Here is a 21100-nt window from a genome sequence, read left to right as displayed (position 1 = left end):
CCCTCGCCAACGTGGACGGCCAGATGGTCGCCATCGGCGAAAAGATCGACGGCCACCGCCTGCTGTCGGTCACCGAATACCAGGCCGTTTTCGAAAAGGACGGGCGCCGCGTCACCCTCGACATGCGCCGTCCGCCCCGGGAGTCCAGACAGTGATCCGCCATCGCCTCGCCACCGCCCTCGTGGCCTGCGCCCTCGCCGCCACCGGCCAGCCGGCCGCCTTCGCCGCCGATCCCGCGCCACGGCGCATCACCGTCAATCTGCGCGACGTGCCGGTGGGCGACGTGTTCGAGATGCTCTCCCGCAACGAGAAGATCAACGTGCTGGTGGGCAAGGGCGTCACCGGCAACGTGTCGGTCAATCTCTACAACGTGAGCGCCGACGAGGCCGTGCGCACCGTGGCCGAGGCCGCCGGCTACGTGGCCGAGCGCCGCGGCGACACCTTCCTGGTGGTCGAGCGCAAGGACGCCGGGCTGGACGGCCTGTCGGGCAACACCAAACTCCGCACCTTCAAGGTCCAGTATTCCAACCCCAAGACGGTCGCCGACATCCTCACCAAGCACATCTCCCGCTACGGCAAGATCACCCCGCTCCTCGAACGCAACCTGATCGTGGTCGAAGACCAGCCGGCCTTCGTGGACCGCATCGAGACGCTGCTCCAGCAGGTGGACGTGCAGCCCCGGCAGATCCTGATCGAGGCCAAGATCCTCGAGGTGCGGCTCGACCGCAGCGAAGCCTTCGGGGTGGATTGGTCGAAGATCGTGGGCGGCAGCGATCGCAGCTACACCGTGGGCACCAGGGGCCTTGCCGACCGCGCCGGCAGCGGGCTGTTCTTCAGCGTGGTGAGCGACAACCTCAATGTTTACCTGAGCGCCCTGGCCAGCAAGGGCCGGGTGCATACCCTCGCCACACCCAAGCTGCTGGCGCTGGAGAACCAGCAGGCGATCACCTCCATCGGCGACCAGACCGGCTACAAGGTGACGACCACCATCAACCAGGTCACCACCGAATCCATCCAGTTCCTCGAATCCGGGGTGATCCTGCGGGTCACGCCGTCCATCGACGAGCGCGGCCGCATCCTGATGAAGATCCACCCGGAGGTGAGCACCGCCAGCGTGAACAACAGCATCCCGTCGAAGAACAGCACGCAGGTCAACACCACCCTCATTGCCGAGGACGGGCAGTCGATTTTCATCGGGGGTTTGATTCGCAACAGCGCCAACTACAAGCGCTCGGGCATTCCGGTGCTGGGCGAGATTCCGGTGGTGGGCGCGGCGTTTTCCCGCTGGGAAGATGCGGGCACCAGCACCGAGACGGTAGTGGTCATCACCCCGCGCATCGTGCGCGAGCCCGAGGTCGTCGCCACGCCGGCCGCCGCGCCGGGCAACCCGGCCGCCCGGCTGGAGGACAGCGAACCGCCGCTCCTGCGCAGCGCCGCCGGGCTGGACGAATCCCTCGAACGCCTGCGCCCGCGGGACTGACCGGCTTCAGAACAGCAGATTGACGCCCTGCAGGGCGATCCGGCACGCCGCCGCGATGCCCAGCGCCACGGCCACCGACAGCCCCACCGAGAACACCGCATCGCGGCGCCCGATGGTCTTCAGCATCACCGCGAAGGTGGACACGCAGGGCACGTAGAAGGTCAGGAAGACCAGGAAGGTGGCGATCTGCACCCAGTTCAGCTGGAGCGCGATGTCCTGGGTGCCGAGGGCCTGATAGACCATCAGCAGCGACAGTTCCTTGCGCAGCACGCCAAACAGGATCGGCACGCCCAGCGCCACCGGCAGGCCCAGCCACCAGCTGCTCACCGGCAGCAGCAGCATGTTGATCACGTCATCGGCACCGAAGTGGGCCAGCAGCGCCAGCACCACGCTGCCCAGCACCAGCAGGGGGGTGACGACGGTCAGGATGTCGCTGGTGCGCTCCCAGGTGATCGCCAGCAGGCGCCGCCACTGGGGCAGCGCGTAGGACGGAATCGCCTGGATGAAGCCCGGGCTGGCCTTCACGTAGCGGCGGGTGAGCAGCTTGCCGGCCACCGCGATGATCAGCATCGTCAGCAGGAAGATGCCCAGCACGCCTTCCCAGCCCAGGTACTTGCCGCCGATCGCCAGCACGATGGCCGAGCGCGCCGAGCAGGGCACGAAGGTGATGAGCAGCGAAGCCACGATGCGCTCGCGCCCCGCGGACGACGCCGCCACCGCCGACAGGGCCGGCACGTTGCAGCCCAGCCCCAGCAAAAACGGCACCGCCACCCCGCCGTGCAGGCCGATACGGTGAAAGCCCCGGTCCACCACGAAGGCGACCCGGTGCATGATTCCTGATTCCTCAAGGCTCACCAGCAGCAGCACCAGCGGCAGCATGTAGGGCACCACGATGCCCACCAGCCCCACCAGCCCGTCGGCCACGGCGCGCCCGACGACGCCGGCGGTGGTGTCCGGCTCCCACTGGCCGACCCACGCGGCCAGCGGCGCGGAGGTGAGCGCGTCGAGGCCGGTGCTCACCTCGAAGACCATGAACAGCACCAGCGCGAACACCGCCAGGGTGCCGATCAGCCCCCAGCGGGGATGAAGGAACAGCCGGTCGAGGGCGCGCTTCCAGCCGGCCTTCTCGGCCGCATGGCCGAGCCGGCTGACCTGCTCGTGGAGCGCCGCAGCCCGGTAGTGGCGATCGGCAAAGAGTTCGTCGGGCAGCGGCCGCGGCAGCACCCGCGCGGCATCCGCCCGGGCCGCCTCGACGGCCGGCACCAGATCGGGGAAATGCCGGGCCAGCTCGGCCGCGAACCACGTATCGCCCCGCGCCACCTGGGTGAGCAGCAGCGCCCGGGGCACGCGGAAGGCGGCTTCCACCTCTGGCGTGTCGAGAATCGCCTTGAGGGGCGCCAGCGCCTTGCGCAGGTGCGGGCTGGGTAGCTGGGGCAGCGGGCAGCTCCTGGCGTGGATGAGCTGGAGCGCGGTTTCGAAGACGGTGGTGATGCCCTTGCCCATGTGGGCAACGGTGGGCACCACCGGCACGCCGAGCGCCTCGGACAGCGCCGCCACGTTGATGTAGACACCCTTCTCGCGGGCCTCGTCGAGGCGGTTGAGGGCGATCACCAGCGGCTTGCCGAGCTCGCAGAGTTCCTGGGCCAGGGCCAGGCTGGATTCGAGGGCGGTGGCATCGACGACCTGGATGAGCAGGTCCGGCGCCTTGAAGCCGGCCTGACCGTGCCGGGCCGGCTGGCCGCCGAGGAGCGCCATCAGCAGCAGGCGGTCGGCCTCGTCGAGATCATGAAAGCTGCGCAGGGGCGGCAGATCGACCAGCGCCGCCTCCTCGAGGCCCACATTGACCTGGCAGGTGGAGAAACCCAGGCTGCTGCCGTCGAGCTGGCCGGATTCGACCGCGGTGCTCGAGGCCGCCTGGAAGATGGTGCTCTTGCCGGTGCGCGGCAGGCCCACCAGGGCAATCTGTGGCCGGCGCTCGCCCCTGAGCAGGCTGCGCGGCAGTGAAACCGTTGCGACGACCGGCGCTGCAGCACCCATCAGCAGTCACCTCGCCCTTCAATCCGACTCATCGACAACCGCCCGGCAGTGATCCATTGCGTCCGATTATAATCAGTAATAAGAATTGTTCGCAAAAAGGTGGTGCATACATCCCTGCTCGCCCGGACGTCGCGGAAGCGACCGGGCGCAATACCGCCAGAACCTCAGACCCGCAGACCGGCCCGGGTCATCATCAGCAGGGCCTGCGCCCGGCTGGTCACCCCCAGCGCCCGCAGGATCGCCGAGACGTGCACCTTCACGGTGCCTTCCGACAGGCCGAGGAATTCGGCGATGTCGCGGTTCGACTTGCCCTGGGCCACCAGTTCGAGCACCCGGCCCTGGGCCGCGGTGAGCTGGAAGCGTTCGGCGAAGGCCTGGCTGGCACGCCGGCTGCGGCTGCCGCCGTCGCTGCCCGAGGACGCCTCCGGGGTGAACACGCCGCCCGCCAGCACGGTACGCACGGCTTCGATCAGGGTGTTGCTGGGGCTGGCCTTGGAGACGAAGCCGGATGCGCCTGCCTTCATCGCCCGCTGCACCGACTCCCGGTCGTCCAGCGCCGACACCACCAGGGCCGGCACATCGGGAAAACGCTTGGCGATCACGCCAAGCAGCGAAAAACCGTTGATTTCCGGAAGCATCAGGTCGACGACCAGCAGATCGCAGTCGGGATCGGCTTCGAGCAGCGCGAGCGCATCGGTGGCATTGCTGGCCTGCTGGCAGTGCACGCCCTCGCCCACCTGGGCAAGGGTCAGGGCCATGGCTTCCCTCACCAGCACATGGTCTTCGATAATCAGAATACGTGTCTGCATCATGGCCGCCAATTCATTGCGGATAAGTCGGTTTTCGATTCGCCTTGGCAGTTTAGCCTACCCAGCCCTGCCCAAAACGTACAAAATCGTGGTTTGCTAGCCAATTCGGCAAAAACCATGCCGCCCATCAAGATTACACATCGCCTCTCTGCGCCCCTGCGCACGCTCCCCCTGCTGATCACGCTCCTGCCGCTGACAGCGCTTGCCAACCCCGATGACATCAGCGAGGCCGGTCACCTGAGTGACCTGCCAGTCGTGCTGTCGGCCACGCGCCTGTCCCAGGCGCCGGCCGATGCACCGGGCGCCGTCACCGTCCTCGACCGGGAGATGATCCGCGCATCCGGTGCGCGCAACATCTACGAGCTGTTCCGCCTCGTGCCCGGCTTCCAGCTCGGGATGCACACCGGCAACCAGCCGCTGGTCACCTACCACGGGCTGTCCGACGACGCCCCCCGGCGGATGCTGGTGCAGGTGGACGGCCGCTCGATCTACTCGCCCTACCTGATCTCCGGGGTCGAGTGGAACCAGATCGGCGTGGACATCGACGACATCGAACGGATCGAGGTCTTCCGTGGCTCCAACTCGGCGACCTACGGCAGCAACGCCTTCCTCGGCGTGGCCAACATCATCACCCGCTCGCCCTCCGAGACCCTCGGCGGCGCAGTACGCTACCGCGTGGGCGACAACGGCATCAACGATGTCGGTGCCCGCATCGGCCACCAGTTCAACGACGTGGCCATGCGCCTCTCCGTCTCGCGCACCTACGACCACGGCTTCGGCAACTACGACAAGGGCGCACAGAACATCAACGACTGGCGCTACACCCAGCTCGCCACCCTCAACACCGAATGGCGCGCCGACAGCGCGAACAGTGTCGACTTCCAGACCGGCTGGACCGACTCCCACGAAGGCACCGGCAAGGATCAGAACGCCACCGACCCCGAACGGCCGATGCGCATCTACACCGGCTTCGGCCTGCTGCGCTGGCGCAACGCCCCGGCCCCCGGCGAGGAGCTGACCGTCACCTTCTACCACCAGGAAGAAAACGGCCGCGACCACTACAACCTCGACGTGCCGGCACGCGTCACCCTCGGCGGCACAACCCGGACAATCTACGTGCCGGTGCGCTTCGACTACGACTTCAAGGCCACCCGCGACGACCTGGAACTCCAGCGCATCACCACCCTGGCCCCGTCGCTGCGGGCCGTGATCGGCGCCGGCTGGCGCACCGACCTGATCGCCGCGCCGTCACGCTTCAACGCCAACGAGCCGGTGCGCAGCACCGTGACCCGCGCCTTCGGCACCCTCGAGTGGCGCGCCAGCGAGCGCTGGCTGTTCAACGTCGGGACGATGATCGAGGACAACTCCCTCACCCGGGTGGCACTGGCACCGCGCGCGTCAGCCAACTATCATATGACGGACAGCCAGACCTGGCGCTTGTCGGTCAACCGCTCCCATCGCAACCCGATGGCGTTCGAGCAGAGGTCCAGCATGATCTTCAGCAACTCGGCGCCGTTCTCGATTCCTGGGCGGACCATCCCGGCGGGCACCCCGCTCAACCAGACCTTCCGCCCGTCGCCCGATCTCCATGCCGAGCGGATCACCACCTATGAGCTGGGCTATCTGGCCGAGCTTCGCGAGATCGCCACCACCATCGACGCCCGGCTGTTCCTCGAACGCGCCCGCGATCTGGTCGAGATGAAGCTCGAGCCGTCCACCGTCGGCCTGTTCTCCCGCAGCAACACGCGCTACTTCACCAACAGTGGCGAGGCCAACATCCGCGGCCTGGAGATCTCGGCCACCTGGCGCCCGTCCCCGCGCACCTGGCTGACCGCCCACCACACCGCCCTGCGCATCGACAACCCCAACTTCAGCGCCACCGAAGCCAAGACCAACTCCAGCGGGTGGATCGAATACACCGCCCCCAAGCAGAGCTCCACTCTCTTCGGTGCGTGGGAGTTCCTGCCCGGCTGGCAGTTCAGCTTTGCCAAGCACTGGATCGGGTCGATGAGCTGGTACCAGGATAACTGGCACAAGACCGCGCCCTACCGCCAGCTCGACCTGCGCCTCGCCCGCCGTCTTCCGGCCAGCATCGCCCGGGGTGAGGTCTCCGTCACAGCCCGCAACGTGGACGGCCCGGATCAGACCTACGCGCCAGACACCTCCTGGTGGGCTCGCACCATCTTCGCCGGCGTGACTCTGGAACTCTGACGCCTGATGAGGCTGATCCGGCGCGCCTTCGTCGTCACCCTGCTGGCCCTCCTGGCCTGCGGGGTGCCGCTGCACGCGCTCGCCGCATCGGTGGTGCTCGTGATGTCAGAAGAGAGCGCCGCCTTCAGCGAAGCCGCCGAGGCCCTCACCACCGAGCTGCGCAACGCCGGCCACCGCCCCCAGACGCTGATGCTTCCGCTGCGCGCCGAAGACGCCGCCGCCCTCGGCAACACCGGGCTGGTGGTCACCTTCGGCACCCGCGCCGCCCAGACCATCGCCAACCTCGCCCCACGCACCCTGATCCTCCACACCCTGCTGCCGCGCAGCGCCTACGAGCGCCTGTCCAACCGGGGTGACGACACCCGGCGGGTGTCGGCGGTGTTCATCGACCAGCCCGCGTCGCGGCAGATCGAGCTGCTGCGCATCGCCCTGCCCGACTGGCCGCGGGTCGGCCTGGTGGTCGGCCGCGAGAGCACCGAGCTGGGCAGCCGCCTGCAGGCCAGCGCCCGGGACAAGCGGCTGCGCCCGGTGCTCGAATACGCCAGCGAGGAGAGCGATCTCTACCCCGCCCTGCAGCGCATGCTGGCCGAGCCCACCGTGCTGCTGGCGGTGCCCGACACCCAGCTGTTCAACAACCGGACCATCTCCAACATCCTCCTGACGGCCTATCACCACCGCTCGCCGGTGATCGGCTTCTCGCCCGCCTATGTCAAGGCCGGCGCCCTGTTCGCCCTCTACAGCACGCCGGCCCAGATCGGCCAGCAGGCCGGCGAGGCCGCCCGGATCGGGCTCGTCAGCGGCAGCCTGCCGCCGCCCACCGCGCCGCGCCAGTTCCGGATCAGCACCAACACCTACGTCGCCCGCTCCCTGGGCATCACCCTCGAAGACGCCAACGTACTGCGCGAGCGGCTCGAACGTGCGGAGAACCCGCCATGATCAGCGAACGCAACCTCGACATCCGGGCCCGGACCATCCTCATCGCGGTGCTGCCGACGATGGTGATGGCGTCACTGCTGATCGGCTACTTCACCTCATCCCGGCTGTCCGACCTCGAAGAAGTCCACCGCCAGCGGGGCAAGGCGCTGGCGCGCCAGCTCGCCGCCGCCAGCGAGTACGGCGTGTTCTCGGGCAACCTCGAAAGCCTGCGCAAGCTGAGCAACGCCATCGTGGTCGAGAAGGATGTGGTGCGCGTGGTGGTCTTCGGCCCCCAGCAGCAGGTGCTCACCGAACTCGCCACCCCGGATCCTCGCCCTCCGGGGAGCGACGATCCGCCCCAGCGCTTCCGCGAACCGGTCACCGGGGTTGGCGTGAACATCGAGGACGCCTTCCTCGGCAACGGCAATGGCAACGCCCCCACCGGCACCGAACAGCGCGGCGAGGTGCTCGTCGAGATGACCCAGGATTCCCTGCGCGCCGAAGAGCGCCACCTGCTCTGGCACGCCTTCCTGATGGTGATCACCGTGCTCATCGCCAGCGTGGCCCTGGCCCTGCGGATGAGCCGCGGCATCTCCGGCCCGATCCAGCGCATCGCCACCACCGTCACCCGCTTTGGCCAGGGTGACCTCTCCGCCCGGGTGCCCGTCGAAGGCGGGCGCAGCCTGCGCATGCTCGCCGAGGGCGTCAACGACATGGCCGACAAGCTCGGCGCCTCGCGGGAGGATCTCGAACGCCAGATCGAGGCCGCCACCCGCGAGCTCCTCGAAAAAAAGGAAGAAGCCGAACGGGGCAACCGGGCCAAGACCCGCTTCCTGGCCGCCGCCAGCCACGACCTGCGCCAACCCATGCACGCCCTCGGGCTGTTCGTCGCCGAGCTCGGCCAGAAGCCCCACGCCCCCGACACCCACCGGCTGGTCGAACAGATCGCGGTGTCGGCCGAGACAATGGAAAACCTCCTCGACAGCCTGCTCGACATCTCGCGCCTCGACGTGGGCGTGCTCGACCGCCAGATCAAGCCCTTCCCGCTCCAGCCGCTGCTCGAACGGATCGAAGTGGATTACCGCCGCGAGGCCGAGATGCGCGGTCAGCGCCTGCGCCTGCGCCCCACCAGCCTGTGGGTCGAGAGCGATCCGCTGCTGCTCGAACGCATCCTCCACAACCTCATCAGCAACGCCCTGCGCTACGCCCCGGGCGGCACCATCCTGCTGTGCTGCCGCAAGCGCGGCCGGCGGGTGCGCATCGAGGTGCGCGACAACGGCCCCGGCATCGCCCCCGACGCCCAGGAGGCGATCTTTCAGGAGTTCGTCCAGCTCGACAACCCGGAGCGCAATCGGGCCAAGGGCCTCGGGCTGGGCCTCGCCATCGTGCGCCGGCTCACCGATCTCCTCGACCACCCCCTGTCCCTCAAGTCCAGCCCCGGCCGCGGTGCGGTGTTCGCGGTCGAGCTGCCCACCGCCGCCCCCGGGGTCGTCGCCGAGGGCAGCCACCCGGTTGCCAGCCAGGCCCTCAACGGGCTCCACGTGGCGCTGGTGGACGACGACGAACTGGCCGTCGCCAGCACCGTCGGGCTGCTCGAATCCTGGGGCTGCCAGGTCAGCGCCGCCGACAACCAGGCCGACATCCTCACCGCCCTCGAGGCCGCCGGCTCGCCGCCGGACATCATCCTGTCCGACTACCAGATCGCCGGCGCCGCCGACGGGCTCGAGACCATCCAGCGCCTGCGCGCCCACTTCGGCAAGCCGATCCCGGCGATCATCCTCAGCGGCGACACCTCGCCGGCCACCGCCAACGCCGCCCAGCAGGCCGAGATCCCGCTCCTGCACAAGCCCGTCCGCCCGGCCAAGCTACGGGCCCTGCTGCAACGAAAAACCCAAGGCTGATGCGGGCGGAGTACGCTTCGGTTAAGATCAATCACTGATTCCACAACCAGACAAAAGGGGGAGAGCAATGAGCACCGAAAACAATGCACAGGATCCGCTGGAATTCATGCGCAGCATGTGGGGCAAGATGGGCTTCAGCCTGCCCGGCATGGTCACCCCGACCCTCGACGTGGATGAGCTCGACAAGCGCATCGCCGACATGAAGGCCGTCGAGAACTGGCTCAAGATGAACCTCAGCTCCCTGCAGATGGCCACCCAGGGCCTCGAGATGCAGCGCGCCACCATCGCCACCATGCAGGCCATGAGCAAGATCGCCTCGGAAGGCGGCAGCACCCCCGAAGCCGCCCAGCCCAACCCCTTCGCCAGCGGCATGTGGCCGTGGAACCTGATGCAGGGCGCCGCTGATGCCTCCAAGGCCGCCCAGGCCGCGCCGGCCCCGGCACCCGCCCCGGCCAAGTCCAGCCGCAGCAAGGACAAGTAATCTCCCCACAACCCCGGCACCCGCCGGGGTTTTGCCATTGGGCCTCAGGCCGCGCGCAGCAGCGTCAGCCAGGCCGTCAGCGTCACCGCCGCGGCCACCGTGGTGGCCGAGATCAGCCGCGCCACGCCGGGCCCGTCGCCCCCCAGCCGCATCGCCAGAATGTAGGCCGACGACGCCGTCGGCAGGGCGGCAAACGCCACCGCCACCTGGAAGGCCACGCCCGTGAGCCCCAGCGCCCGCCCCAGCCCCCAGGCCACAGCCGGCAGCGCCACCAGCTTCACGGCGCACAGATACACGGTTCCGAAACGCCCGCCTTCGCTGCGCCCCAGCCGCAGCGCCGCGCCCACCGCCAGCAGGCCGAGGGTCACCGCCGCATCCGCCAGCCGTTGCAGGAAGGGCACCACCGGCGCCGGCAGCTGCGCACCCGAGAGGTTGAACGCCAGCCCGGCCAGGGTGGCGATGATCAGCGGGTTCTTCGCCAGCTCCTGCCACAGCCGGCCTTGGCCGTGACGCACCAGCATCGCCACCGCCGCCATGTTGGCAAACGGGACCATTGCCCCGCACAGGGCGCCCATGGTTGCCACGCCGGCCGCGCCCGCCAGCTTGCCGGCCACCGCAATGCCGATATAGGTGTTGAAGCGGTAGGCGCACTGCAGGCGCGACGCGAAGGCCATCGCATCCAGCCCCATCAGCGGCCGCCCGGCAAGGCCCAGCAGCAAGCCGGCTGCCATCGTGACCAGCCCGACCACGAACAGCGGGCCCATGGCGGCGATGTCGATCGTCGCCCGGGCCAGGGCGTGGAACAGCAATGCGGGGAAGAAGATGAAATAGACCAGCTTCTCGACGCCGGTCCAGAAGGCGTCCGCCAGCCCGAAATAACGGCGCAGGAGCACGCCCATCGCGATCAGCGCGAAGTCGGGAAGGAGCAGCAGCAGGCTCTGCATCGCTCAGAAAAATGGCGTGACGGGCAACATCACGCCAGTGTGCCTGAAGGCCGGGCCCGGTTCGATCCGGGCTTTCCGCAAGGGGCCGCCGGGGATGCCGGCAGCCCGACGGATCACTCGTACTTGCGCTGGTCGTCGATCACCTTGCCGTCGTTGGCAAGGCTCCCGGGCGCGCAGAAGGTCACCTCGCCGCGCAGCTTGGTGAGCTCGCGGATCGAGGCCGCCACCGCCTCGGCGAGGCCCTCGGCCGGGGCGGCGAGTTCGCAGTGGAGGGTCATCCGGTCGGCGAGATCCGGGTTGTCCACCACCAGCCGACCGCGGCCGATCTCCGGGTGGCGCTTGAGCACTGCCGCCACCTGGCCCGGATGCACGAACATGCCCTTCACTTTGGTGGTCTGGTCGGCCCGCCCGAGCCAGCCCTTGATCCGCGTATTCGTGCGGCCGCAGGGCGAGATGCCCGGCAGGATCGCCGACAGGTCGCCGGTGCCGAAGCGGATCAGCGGGTAGTCGGGGTTGAAGGTGGTCACCACCACCTCGCCCACCTCGCCGGGCGCCACCGGATCGCCGGTGCCGGGGCGGACGATCTCGAGGATCACTTCCTCGTCGAGCACCATGCCCTCCCGGGCCGGCGTCTCGAAGGCAATGAGGCCCAGATCGGCGGTGGCGTAAGCCTGGTAAGCCTGGATGCCGCGGGCCGCGAGGGCCTCACGCTGGCTGGGCGGAAAGGCCTCGCCGGAGACAAAAGCCTTCTTCAGGCTGTCGAGCTTCACGCCCTGCTCGTCGGCTTTCTCCAGCAGGATGCGCAGGAAGGACGGCGTGCCGGCGTAGGCATCGGGCCGCAGGTCGAGCATCGCGGCAAGCTGCATCTCGGTCTGGCCGACGCCCGCCGGGAACACCGTGCAGCCCAGCGCATGGGCGGCGGTTTCCATCATCGAACCGGCAGGGGTGAAGTGATATGAGAAGGTGTTGTGGACCAGATCGCCGGCGCGGAAACCCGCCGCGTAAAACGCCCGGGCGAGCCGCCAGTAATCCTTGCGGGCGCCCTCGGGCTCGTAGATCGGCCCCGGCGAGGCGAACACCCGGGCGCAGGCGCTGCCCCACCGCACCGCCGCCAGCCCGCCGAAGGGCCGCGCGGCCTTCTGCAGTTCGGAGAGATCGGACTTGCGGATCACCGGCAGCGTGGCCAGCGCCTCGCGGGTGGTGATCGCGGCCGGGTCCACATCCTTCAGCAGCGCGGCGAAGGCCGGCGCGTGGGCCTTGGCGTGAGCCACCTGAGCGGGCAGCCGGGCGAGGAGTTCGCGCTCGCGATCAAGGGGATCGCGGGTTTCACGGGCGTCGTAGTAGTTCATTGGGTCTCCGCGTCCTTCTGGTTTTTTCGTTCGTCCGGTTGCAGGACGTTTTTTCCTGTTATCAACGTACCGTTGGCGAGGTAGCGCCCCCGCCCCCCCCTGCCAACCAAAGGCACCGTGTAGGTCGGACTTCAGTCCGACATCAATGCCACATCAACCCGGGCGTGTCGGACTGAAGTCCGACCTACAGCACATTCGTTGGCCGGGAGTCACCCCGGCCGGCGAGCTGCTCTCTTGCTTCACCGGAAAAGGAAGCAAAGACATTCACGTAGGTCGGGTTAGCGCAGCGTAACCCGACGCCCGAACCCGACCGACCGACACGCGCTGGCACCAGGCCACGTCGGGTTACGCTGCGCTAACCCGACCTACCCAAAACCGCGTCAACTCCGCACTCCATCCAGCCAAGGCTCGGTGGTTCCCCGGAGCCCGTCTGAGGCGCCGAGCAGCGCACCGGCGGGCGGGGCTTTCCGGCGCAGCTGTCTGAGCCCGCAGGGCGAGTTCTGCGCCGGCCGCCTGACGGGAGCAGCGCAGGGGAGTCATTCGCAAAGCGAATGACCGCCGAAGCCGGGTCGCCTTTCTTGCCTACTTCTTTGGCGAAGCAAAAAAGTAGGTCGCCCGCCGGAACGAACTCCCCGGCCAATCCCTGCCAACCGAAGCCACCACCGCATCAACCCGCGATGTCGGACTGAAGTCCGACCTACAGGGAAGCGCCCTGCAGCCCTCCTTACGACAACCAGCGCTTCCGGCGCCGGTAGTGCTTCACTTCCCGGAAACTCTTCCGCCCTTCCGACGAAAGCCCCAGGTAGAACTCCTTCACGTCTTCGTTCGTCCGCAGGTCGGCGGCGTCGCCTTCCATCACCACCCGGCCGTTCTCCAGGATGTAGCCGAAGTCGGCGTAGCGCAGGGCGACCATGGTGTTCTGTTCGGCCAGCAGGAAGCTCACGTTCTCCTTGCTGTTGAGGTCCTTCACGATCTCGAAGATCTCCTCGACGATCTGCGGGGCGAGGCCCATGGAGGGTTCGTCGAGCAGGATCATCTCGGGCTTGGCCATCAGGGCGCGGCCGATGGCGCACATCTGCTGCTCGCCGCCCGAGGTGTAACCGGCTTGCGAGGTGCGGCGGGTCTTGAGGCGCGGGAAGTAGGCGTACACCTTCTCCAGGCTCTCCTTCAGCTCCGCGCGGGACTGGCTGCGGGTGTAGGCACCGGTGAGGAGGTTCTCCTCGATGGAGAGGTGGCCAAAGCAGTGGCGGCCTTCCATCACCTGGATCACGCCCTTCTTCACCAGGTCGGCCGGCGTGAGCTGGTCGATGCGCTGGCCCTTGAACTCGACGCTGCCCTTGGTCACATCGCCCCGCTCGGCCCGCAGCAGGTTGGAGATCGACTTGAGCGTGGTGCTCTTGCCAGCGCCGTTGGCACCCAGCAGGGCGACGATCTTGCCCTGAGGCACCTGCAGCGAGACGCCCTTGAGCACGAGGATCACGTGGTCGTAGATGACCTCGATGTTGTTGATGCTGAGGTAAGACATGGCGTCGGCCATCCTCCGGTGCGGGGCGGCGCGGGCCACCCTCGGTCGTTCTTGTTCTTGGAATGTCGGGTTACGCTGCGCTAACCCGACCTACGCAACTGCGGGGATTCGGTAGGTCGGGTTAGCCCGCAGGGCGTAACCCGACGAAACCGGCCCCCGATCAGCCTTCCTTCGAGCAGTCGCGCGGCTTGATGCCTTTTTCCTTGGCGTAGGCGGCGGCGGATTCTTCGATCATGCCGCGCACCAGCGGACGGTCGGAGTCGATCCAGTCGGTGATGACCTTCCACTGGTTGCCGTCCCATTGCTGGAACTTCACCTTGCCCGGGCCTTCGTGATCGGCACACGACAGCTTGAGCGGCGGCATGAAGCCGGTGGCGCCCAGAGCCTTCAGGCGGGCGTCATCCAGGTTGAGGTTCTCGAAGCCCCAGCGCATCTGCTCGCCGGTCATCGCCTTGCCCTTGCCGAACTTCTCCTGGGCCTTGCGGATCGCCTCGACGGTGATGATCCCGTGCACCACGCCGCGGTTGTAATACACCGAGCCGATGCGGGTCTTGTCTTCCATGTTGCCCTTGTCCTTGCCGTACACGTGCTTCTTGATGTCGGCGACGACCGGGTAGTTGGCGCCCGGCACGTTGAAGCCAGCAGCGATGAAGCCCTTGGCGGCGGGGCCGGCGGGGATGGTGTCTTCCTCGGCGCCGGACCACCACACGCCGATCAGCTTCTCGCGGGGGAAGCCGGTCTTGGCCGCCGCCTTGATCGCCGTCGGGTTCATCACGCCCCAGCCCCACAGGATCACGTAGTCGGGCTTGGCCTGGCGGATCTGCAGCCACTGGGACTGCTGCTCGTTGCCCGGGTGGGCCACCGCGATCTTCAGGACTTCAAAGCCGTGCTTGGCGGCCAGCTTGTCCATGATCGCGTGGGATTCCTTGCCGTAGGCGGAGTCGTGGTAGAGCAGGCCGATCTTCTTGCCCTTCAGCTTGTCCATGCCGCCTTCCTTGGAACCGATGAAGTTCACGATGGCGGAAGCCTGGGACCAGTAGGTGGTGATCATCGGGAAGACCCACGGGAACACGCGGCCATCGGCGGCATCGGTGCGGCCGTAGCCGATGGTGACCATCGGGATCTTGTCCTGGGCGACCTTCTCGAGCACCGAGTAGGTGATGCCGGTGGAAACCGGCTGGAACACCGAGTTGCCGGTGGAGCCTTTCTTCTTCAGACGCTCGTAGCACTCGACGCCGCGGGCGTTGTTGTATTCGGTCTCACACTCTTCCCAGGTGAGCTTGACGCCATTGACGCCACCGTCCCGCTCGTTGATGAGCTGCATGTAGTCGATCCAGCCACCGAAGATCCCGGCGCCGCCGGCCGCATAGGGGCCGACGCGATAGCTGGGCAGGCCGATGAACTGTTCGTCGGCGCTCGCCACGGCACTGCCCAAGAGGCCGGCGATGGCAGCACCCAGCAGAACGGTGTGCTTGAGTTTCATGGTGTGTCTCCTTTATTGGTGTGGGTGCTACGACGAAACAGGGTTACGTACGTTCGTGAAGAAGGCGCTTAGTGGGGGAAGGGCCACAGGCGGAGCTTCTCCTTCGCGATCTGCCACAGACGGGCGAGGCCGTGGGGCTCGACGATCAGGAAGAAGATGATCAGCCCGCCGAACACGATCAGCTGGAAGTTGGACACGAAGCCCGCCCCCAGGGATTGGCCGAAGATCATCGGCACGAAGTTGTCCAGGAAGATCGGCAGCAGCACGATGAAGGCCGCCCCGAGGAAGGAGCCCATGATCGAGCCGACCCCGCCGATGATGATCATGAAGAGGATCTTGAACGACAGGTCGAGGTTGAAGGCTTCGGGCTCCACGGTGCCGATGTAGGTGTAGGCGTAGAGCGCGCCGGCCACGCCGCAGTAGAAGGAGCTCACCGCGAAGGCCAGCAGCTTGGTACGCATCAGGCGGAAGCCGATCACCTGGGCCGCCACGTCCATATCGCGCACCGCCATCCAGGCCCGGCCGGTGGAGGAGCGGACCATGTTCTTGGCCAGCAGCGCCATCACCACCACGATCAGGAAGGTGAGGATGTACTTGGCCTCGGGGCTGGCGAAGGTGTAGCCGAGGATGGTCACGTCCTGGGCGGTGACGACGCCCGACGACGAGTTGTTGGAGAACCACGGAAACTTCACCAGCGCCCACACGATGAAGAACTGCGCCGCGAGGGTGGCCACCGCCAGGTAGAAGCCCTTGATGCGCAAGCTTGGCAGCCCGAACAGGATGCCCACCAGCGCCGCCGTGGCCCCGGAGAGCACCAGCGCCACCAGAAAGGGCATGCCGTCGATGCGCAGGATGAAGTTGTAGGCCGCGAAGGCCCCCACGGCCATGAAGGCCGCCGACCCGAGGGACAGCTGCCCCGCGTAGCCGGTGAGGATGTTCAGCCCGAGGGCGGCGAGGGAGAAGATCAGCACCGGGATCAGGATGGCCTTGAGCCAGTACTGGTCGGCGAGCAGCGGCACCGCCACGCCGAACACCAGCATCAGCACCCAGAACCCGATGCGGTCCTGGCGGATCGGGAAGATCCGGGCATCTTCGGCATAACTGGCCTTGAACTGGCCGGCTTCACGGTAAAGCATGGGTGGGTCTCCTTCTCCGCTCAGGCAGCGGTCCGCAGCGGGCTGACAGTCTTGTTATGGTGTTCGGCGATGGCCTCTGCGGGGCGCGCGGGCTGGGATGCATCGATGCGCAGGAAGCGCGCAGGCTGGCGAGGACGCTGTTGCACGCCCAAACCCTTTGTTTCGGTGCTGCGAAGAAACACTTCGTCGCTGCGAAGAAAGGTTGCAGCGCTGCGAAGAAAGGTTTCGTCGCTGCGAAGAAAGGTTTCGTTGCTGCGAAGAAAGGTTGCAGCCTCGAACATAAGGAGTTGACGCTCCAAACCTTTATGTTGACGGTCGAACATCAACATTTCGCCCTCGAACATAAGCAGTTCACCCTTCAACATCGACCTTTCGCCCACCAGCATCGACTGTCTGATCGCGGAAGAAGGCTTCGCGGCGGCCAGACCCTTCATCGGCGCGGCGCCAGAGGCATGGATTCGGTTCATCGCCTTGCTCCCGGTCACACGCGGTCGATGTGCTTCTCGCCGAACAGCCCTTCGGGGCGCACGAGCAGGAAGGCCAGGGCCAGCATGTAGGGGAACCAGCCTTCGATGCCGCCTCCCACGAACGGGCCCACGTACACCTCGGCCAGCTTTTCGGAGGCGCCGATGATGAGGCCGCCGACGATGGCGCCGGGCACCGAGGTGAAGCCGCCGAGGATGAGCACCGGCAGCGCCTTGAGGGCCGTGAAGGTGAGGGCGAACTGCACGCCGTTGCGGGCGCCCCAGATCATCCCCGCCACCAGCGCCACGAAGCCCGCCACCGCCCACACCACGCGCCAGATGGTCTGCAGCGGGATGCCGATGGACAGCGCGGCCTGGTGGTCGTCGGCCACCGCCCGCAGGGCCCGGCCCACCTTGGTGTATTGGAAGAGGATCGCCAGCAGGGCCACCAGTGAGGCCGCCACGCCCGCGGCGAAGAGGTCGAACTTGGAGACGCCGATCTCGTAGTTGTCCATCAGCCAGGCGATGGGCTCATCGACGATGCCCAGATCCAGCCCGCGCACGGTGGCGCCCCAGGTCATCTGGGCCAGGCCCTCGATCACGTAGGTGAGGCCGATGGTGGCCATGAAGAGCGTGATGTGCGGCTGGTTGACCAGCGGTCGCAGCACGATGCGCTCGGTGAGCGACCCGAGCACGATCATCGCGATGAAGGCGAGCAGGAAAGCCAGCCAGAACACCGCGCTGCTGTCCGCCTCCAGCCCCAGCCAGCCCGGCAGCACCTCCTGAAAGCCGACGAAGGTGAGCGCGGCGAAGAACACCATCGCCCCCTGGGCGAAGTTGAACACCCCCGAGGCCTTGTAGATCAGCACGAAACCGAGGGCCACCAGGGCGTACATGACGCCCGACAGCAGGCCGCCGATCAGTACTTCGATGAAAAATTGCATCTGCCTCTCTCCTCTGCGGCGGGTCGGGCCGGATTGCCCGCTGCCGCTTCTTCTGTCGTTCGGTGTCGGGTTACTGCGCCACCCCGACCTGCGGTGCTTCAGATGTCGGGTTACGCTGCGCTAACCCGACCTACGTCGGCATCGCTCCTTGCGTAGGTCGGGTTAGCCCGCAGGGCGTAACCCGACATCCCCGGCTAATGGGACGTGCCCAGGTAAGCCTTGATCACTTCAGGGTTGTTCTTCACTTCGTCCGGTGCGCCATCGCCGATCTTCTTGCCGTAGTCGAGCACCACGACGCGGTCGGAGATGTCCATCACCACGCCCATGTCGTGCTCGATGAGGACGATGGTGGTGCCGTAGTGGTCATTCACGTCGAGGATGAAGCGGCACATGTCCTGCTTCTCTTCCACGTTCATGCCGGCCATCGGTTCGTCGAGGAGCAGGATGTCCGGCTCGGCGGCGAGCGCCCGGGCCAGCTCGACGCGCTTCTGCAGGCCGTAGGGCAGGCGGCCCACCGGGGTCTTGCGGATGCCCTGGATCTCGAGGAACTCGATCACCTCTTCCACCTTGATGCGGTGCGCGATCTCTTCCTTCTGCGCGGCGCCCCAGTAGAGGGCGTGCTGCAGGAAGTTGCACTTCATCTTGAGGTTGCGCCCGGTCATGATGTTGTCGAGCACGGTCATGCCCTTGAACAGCGCGATGTTCTGGAAGGTGCGGGCGATGCCCTGCTCGGCGGCCTCGTGGGGCTCCATCTTCTTGCGCAGCGCACCCTTGAAGAAGATCTGCCCTTCCTGGGGGTGATACACACCGTTGATCACGTTGAGCATCGAGCTCTTGCCGGCGCCGTTGGGGCCGATGATGGAGCGGATCTCGTGCTGCTTCACGTTGAAGCTGATGTCGGTGAGCGCCTTCACGCCGCCGAAGCGCAGGGAGATGTTCTGGAGGTCGACGATCACGTCGCCAATCTGTCTGGCCATGGTCGCTCTCCGTCAGGCCGCTTTCCGCGCGGGCGGAAAGATCTTGGCGTCCTCGATACGCAGGTCGGCAGACACCTTGTTGGTGCGGCCGTCCTCGTAGGTCACCTGGGTTTCGATGAACTGGCTCTTCTTGCCGGCATACAGGGCGTCGATGAGCACTTCGTACTTCTCGGCCACGAAATTGCGGCGGACCTTGCGGGTGCGGGTCAGCTCGCCGTCGTCGGCGTCGAGCTCCTTGTGGAGCACGAGGAAGCGCTTGATCTGCGAATCGCACATCTTCGGGTCGGAGGCCAGATCGGCATTGACCTGCTCGACGCACTCGCGGATCAGGTCGTACACCTGCGGCTGGCAGGCGAGATCGGTGTAGCCCGAGTAGGCCATGCCCTTGCGCTCGGCCCAGTTGCCCACGGCTTCCAGGTCGATGTTCACAAACGCGGTGACGAAATCACGGCCGTTGCCAAAGCACACGACTTCCTTGATGTGCTGGAAGAACTTGAGCTTGTTCTCGATGTAGTTGGGCGCAAACATGCCGCCGCTGGTGAGCTTGCCCACGTCCTTGGCGCGATCGATGATCTTCAGGTGGCCGTCGGCGTCGAAGAAGCCCGCGTCGCCGGTCATGAAGTAGCCCTCGGCGTTGATGGATTCGGCGGTGGCGTCCGGGCGCTTGTAGTAGGCCTTGAGCAGCATCGGGCCGCGCACCAGGATCTCGCCGTTGTCGGCCAGCTTGACTTCGACATTCGGTGCGGGGGTGCCGACGGAATCGAGCTTGATCTGGCCGTCGGGCTGCAGGCACACGTAGGCGCAGGTTTCGGTCTGGCCGTAGAGCTGCTTGAGGTTGATGCCGATGGAGCGGTAGAAGCGGAACAGGTCCGGCCCGATGGCCGCGCCGGCAGTGTAGGCCACGCGGATGCGGCTCATGCCGAGCACGTTCTTGAGCGGGCCGTAGATCAGCAGGTTGCCGAGCCAGTACTGCAGGCGGTCGCCGCCGGAGACCGGCTTGCCATCGAGGATGTCCGCGCCGCAGCGGCGGGCCACGTCCATGAAGTGATGGAAGAGCTTGCGCTTGATGCCGCCGGCGTCTTCCATGCGGATCATCACCTGGGTGAGCAGGTTCTCGAAGACCCGCGGCGGGGCGAAGTAATAGGTGGGGCCGATCTCGCGCAGGTCGTTCATCACCGTCTCGCCCGATTCGGGGCAGTTGATGGTGAAACCGGCCACCAGCGCCTGGGCGTAGGAGAACAGGTGATCGCCCACCCACGCCATCGGCAGGTAGGAGAGGATGTCGTCCTCGTCCGACAGCTTGTCGAACTGGCAGCCGCCCTGGGCCGCGGCGATGAAGGCGCCGTGGGTCTGGCACACGCCCTTCGGCTTGCCGGTGGTGCCCGAGGTGTAGAGCATCACCGACACGTCGTCGGGGCTGCCCTTGTCGATCTCGTGGCCGAGGAAGTCCGGGTGGTTGCGGTCGTGGATGCGGCCCATCTCGAGCACTTCATCCAGGCCGTGCAGGAAGGTCTGGTTGTAGTGGCGCAGGCCGCGGGGGTCGTCGTAGATGACGTGCTCGAGGAGGGGCAGGCCTTCCTTGATCTCGAGCATCTTGTCCACCTGCTCCTGGTCCTCGACGCAGGCGAAGCGGATCTCCGCATCCTGCATCACGTAGGCCATTTCCTGAGCCACGGCGTCCTGGTACATCATCACCGGGATGCCGCCCAGGCACTGGCAGGCCGCCACCGACCAGTACAGCCGCGGCCGGTTGTCGCCCACCACGGCCAGGCGGTCGCCGCGCTTGAAGCCCAGCTCGGCCAGCCCGCTGGCAATGGCGCGCACCCGCTCGGCCACTTCGGCCCAGGTGTAGGTTTGCCAGATGCCGTATTCCTTCTCGCGCATCGCCGGCCGATTGGGCCGCTGCCGGGCGTGGTGCATCAGCAGGCGCGGAAAAGTATCCAGGCTGCCCATCTCGGCCGAACTCTCGCCGGTGTTTGCCATCCCCATCCTCCTCCGGTCTTGTCTCGCGTCGTGCCCGCGGTCCGGAAACGGCCGCGGATAGTGTGTTTTGTGACGTGAGGACAGTCTGGCAAACCATGTTTGCTCAACTGTTTTTCAAATGTACGGAATTGTGAGTGGGGTACGGAAACTGAAGCCGCGCGCGAAAACGGCTGCCAAAATGGCGCGAAAAGTCGCGTCGGGCGCACTTACGGGCACCTCGAAAAACCGCGACTCGCCCGCCCTTGATAAAATTACATCGTTCTGAATCCGCCCCGAGCCGACTCCGATGAAACCGCGCAGCGCCATCAAGACCGACCTGTTCGCCGACGAACTTCACCGCAAGAAGATCGACACCCTGGGTGATCCGCTGGCCGAGATCGAGTCGTACATCGACTTCGCGGCGCTGGCGGCCGAGGTGGATCGCATCGCGCCCCGGCCGGTCAGCCCTCAGGGTGGCCGCC

17 protein-coding genes and 1 pseudogene are annotated in these 21100 nt (G+C 66.8%); 7 read left to right on the top strand and 11 right to left on the bottom strand.

Going from position 1 to position 21100, the window contains the following annotated elements:
- The first annotated feature begins 23 nt into the window (after positions 1-23).
- Both GH681_RS23990 and GH681_RS19145 read left to right on the top strand, forming a co-directional pair.
- Positions 24-155, top strand: coding sequence for a hypothetical protein (locus tag GH681_RS23990; RefSeq protein ID WP_255425196.1), 132 nt, complete (start codon positions 24-26; stop codon positions 153-155).
- Positions 152-1480 carry a type II secretion system protein GspD gene (locus GH681_RS19145; RefSeq protein WP_194271280.1) on the top strand — a complete coding sequence of 443 codons (1329 nt, stop codon included), beginning with the start codon at positions 152-154 and terminating at the stop codon, positions 1478-1480. The genes GH681_RS23990 and GH681_RS19145 overlap by 4 nt, the downstream gene beginning before the upstream one ends.
- Positions 1481-1486: 6 nt before the next feature.
- Here GH681_RS19145 and GH681_RS19140 read toward each other — a convergent pair whose 3' ends face one another.
- Both GH681_RS19140 and GH681_RS19135 read right to left on the bottom strand, forming a co-directional pair.
- Positions 1487-3517 (bottom strand): ferrous iron transporter B, encoded by a 2031-nt coding sequence (locus GH681_RS19140; protein WP_153163146.1) that lies wholly within the window; start codon positions 3515-3517, stop codon positions 1487-1489.
- 164 nt (positions 3518-3681) lie between these two features.
- Entirely contained in the window at positions 3682-4329 is a 648-nt protein-coding gene (locus GH681_RS19135; RefSeq protein WP_153163145.1) for a response regulator transcription factor, read from the bottom strand.
- A gap of 114 nt (positions 4330-4443) precedes the next feature.
- Here GH681_RS19135 and GH681_RS19130 point away from each other — a divergent pair, with 114 nt between their 5' ends.
- The 4 genes from GH681_RS19130 to GH681_RS19115 all read left to right on the top strand — a co-directional run bounded on the left by GH681_RS19130 (position 4444) and on the right by GH681_RS19115 (position 9834).
- Positions 4444-6537, top strand: coding sequence for a TonB-dependent siderophore receptor (locus tag GH681_RS19130; RefSeq protein WP_194271279.1), 2094 nt, complete (start codon positions 4444-4446; stop codon positions 6535-6537).
- A gap of 6 nt (positions 6538-6543) precedes the next feature.
- Entirely contained in the window at positions 6544-7473 is a 930-nt protein-coding gene (locus tag GH681_RS19125; RefSeq protein ID WP_153163143.1) for an ABC transporter substrate-binding protein, read from the top strand.
- The gene (locus GH681_RS19120) at positions 7470-9353 is read left to right on the top strand and encodes an ATP-binding protein (RefSeq protein ID WP_228111995.1); all 1884 of its coding nucleotides are present in this window, start codon (positions 7470-7472) and stop codon (positions 9351-9353) included. Before GH681_RS19125 ends, GH681_RS19120 begins: the two co-directional genes overlap by 4 nt.
- 67 nt (positions 9354-9420) lie before the next feature.
- Entirely contained in the window at positions 9421-9834 is a 414-nt protein-coding gene (locus tag GH681_RS19115; RefSeq protein WP_153163142.1) for a PhaM family polyhydroxyalkanoate granule multifunctional regulatory protein, read from the top strand.
- Positions 9835-9878: 44 nt separating this feature from the next.
- Here GH681_RS19115 and GH681_RS19110 read toward each other — a convergent pair whose 3' ends face one another.
- The 9 genes from GH681_RS19110 to GH681_RS19070 all read right to left on the bottom strand — a co-directional run bounded on the left by GH681_RS19110 (position 9879) and on the right by GH681_RS19070 (position 20639).
- Positions 9879-10778 (bottom strand): AEC family transporter, encoded by a 900-nt coding sequence (locus tag GH681_RS19110; protein ID WP_153163141.1) that lies wholly within the window; start codon positions 10776-10778, stop codon positions 9879-9881.
- Between the two features lie 113 nt (positions 10779-10891).
- Positions 10892-12127, bottom strand: coding sequence for a phenylacetate--CoA ligase family protein (locus GH681_RS19105; RefSeq protein ID WP_153163140.1), 1236 nt, complete (start codon positions 12125-12127; stop codon positions 10892-10894).
- Between the two features lie 724 nt (positions 12128-12851).
- On the bottom strand, positions 12852-13652 hold the full coding sequence (locus GH681_RS19100; protein ID WP_153163139.1) for an ABC transporter ATP-binding protein: 801 nt from the start codon (positions 13650-13652) through the stop codon (positions 12852-12854).
- 160 nt (positions 13653-13812) lie between these two features.
- The gene (locus tag GH681_RS19095) at positions 13813-15135 is read right to left on the bottom strand and encodes an ABC transporter substrate-binding protein (RefSeq protein WP_153163138.1); all 1323 of its coding nucleotides are present in this window, start codon (positions 15133-15135) and stop codon (positions 13813-13815) included.
- Between the two features lie 68 nt (positions 15136-15203).
- On the bottom strand, positions 15204-16271 hold the full coding sequence (locus GH681_RS19090; protein WP_153163137.1) for a branched-chain amino acid ABC transporter permease: 1068 nt from the start codon (positions 16269-16271) through the stop codon (positions 15204-15206).
- Between the two features lie 20 nt (positions 16272-16291).
- A complete protein-coding gene (locus GH681_RS19085) occupies positions 16292-16738 on the bottom strand; it encodes a hypothetical protein (protein WP_153163136.1) in 447 nt (148 codons plus the stop codon).
- A 14-nt stretch (positions 16739-16752) separates the two neighbouring features.
- Positions 16753-17679, bottom strand: a complete 927-nt coding sequence (locus GH681_RS19080; RefSeq protein WP_153163135.1) for a branched-chain amino acid ABC transporter permease — start codon at positions 17677-17679, stop codon at positions 16753-16755.
- A gap of 194 nt (positions 17680-17873) precedes the next feature.
- Entirely contained in the window at positions 17874-18656 is a 783-nt protein-coding gene (locus tag GH681_RS19075) for an ABC transporter ATP-binding protein (protein WP_153163134.1), read from the bottom strand.
- Between the two features lie 12 nt (positions 18657-18668).
- Positions 18669-20639 carry a long-chain fatty acid--CoA ligase gene (locus tag GH681_RS19070; protein WP_194271278.1) on the bottom strand — a complete coding sequence of 657 codons (1971 nt, stop codon included), beginning with the start codon at positions 20637-20639 and terminating at the stop codon, positions 18669-18671.
- 286 nt (positions 20640-20925) lie between these two features.
- Here GH681_RS19070 and GH681_RS19065 point away from each other — a divergent pair.
- Positions 20926-21100: pseudogene (locus tag GH681_RS19065) on the top strand (IS5/IS1182 family transposase); the annotation flags it as partial.

Origin of the sequence: Zoogloea sp. 1C4 (assembly GCF_009469605.1) — a bacterium.
GTDB lineage: Bacteria > Pseudomonadota > Gammaproteobacteria > Burkholderiales > Rhodocyclaceae > Zoogloea > Zoogloea oryzae.
The sequence above is the reverse complement of the archived record's forward strand: the minus strand, read 5'-3'. Positions and strand labels throughout refer to the sequence as shown.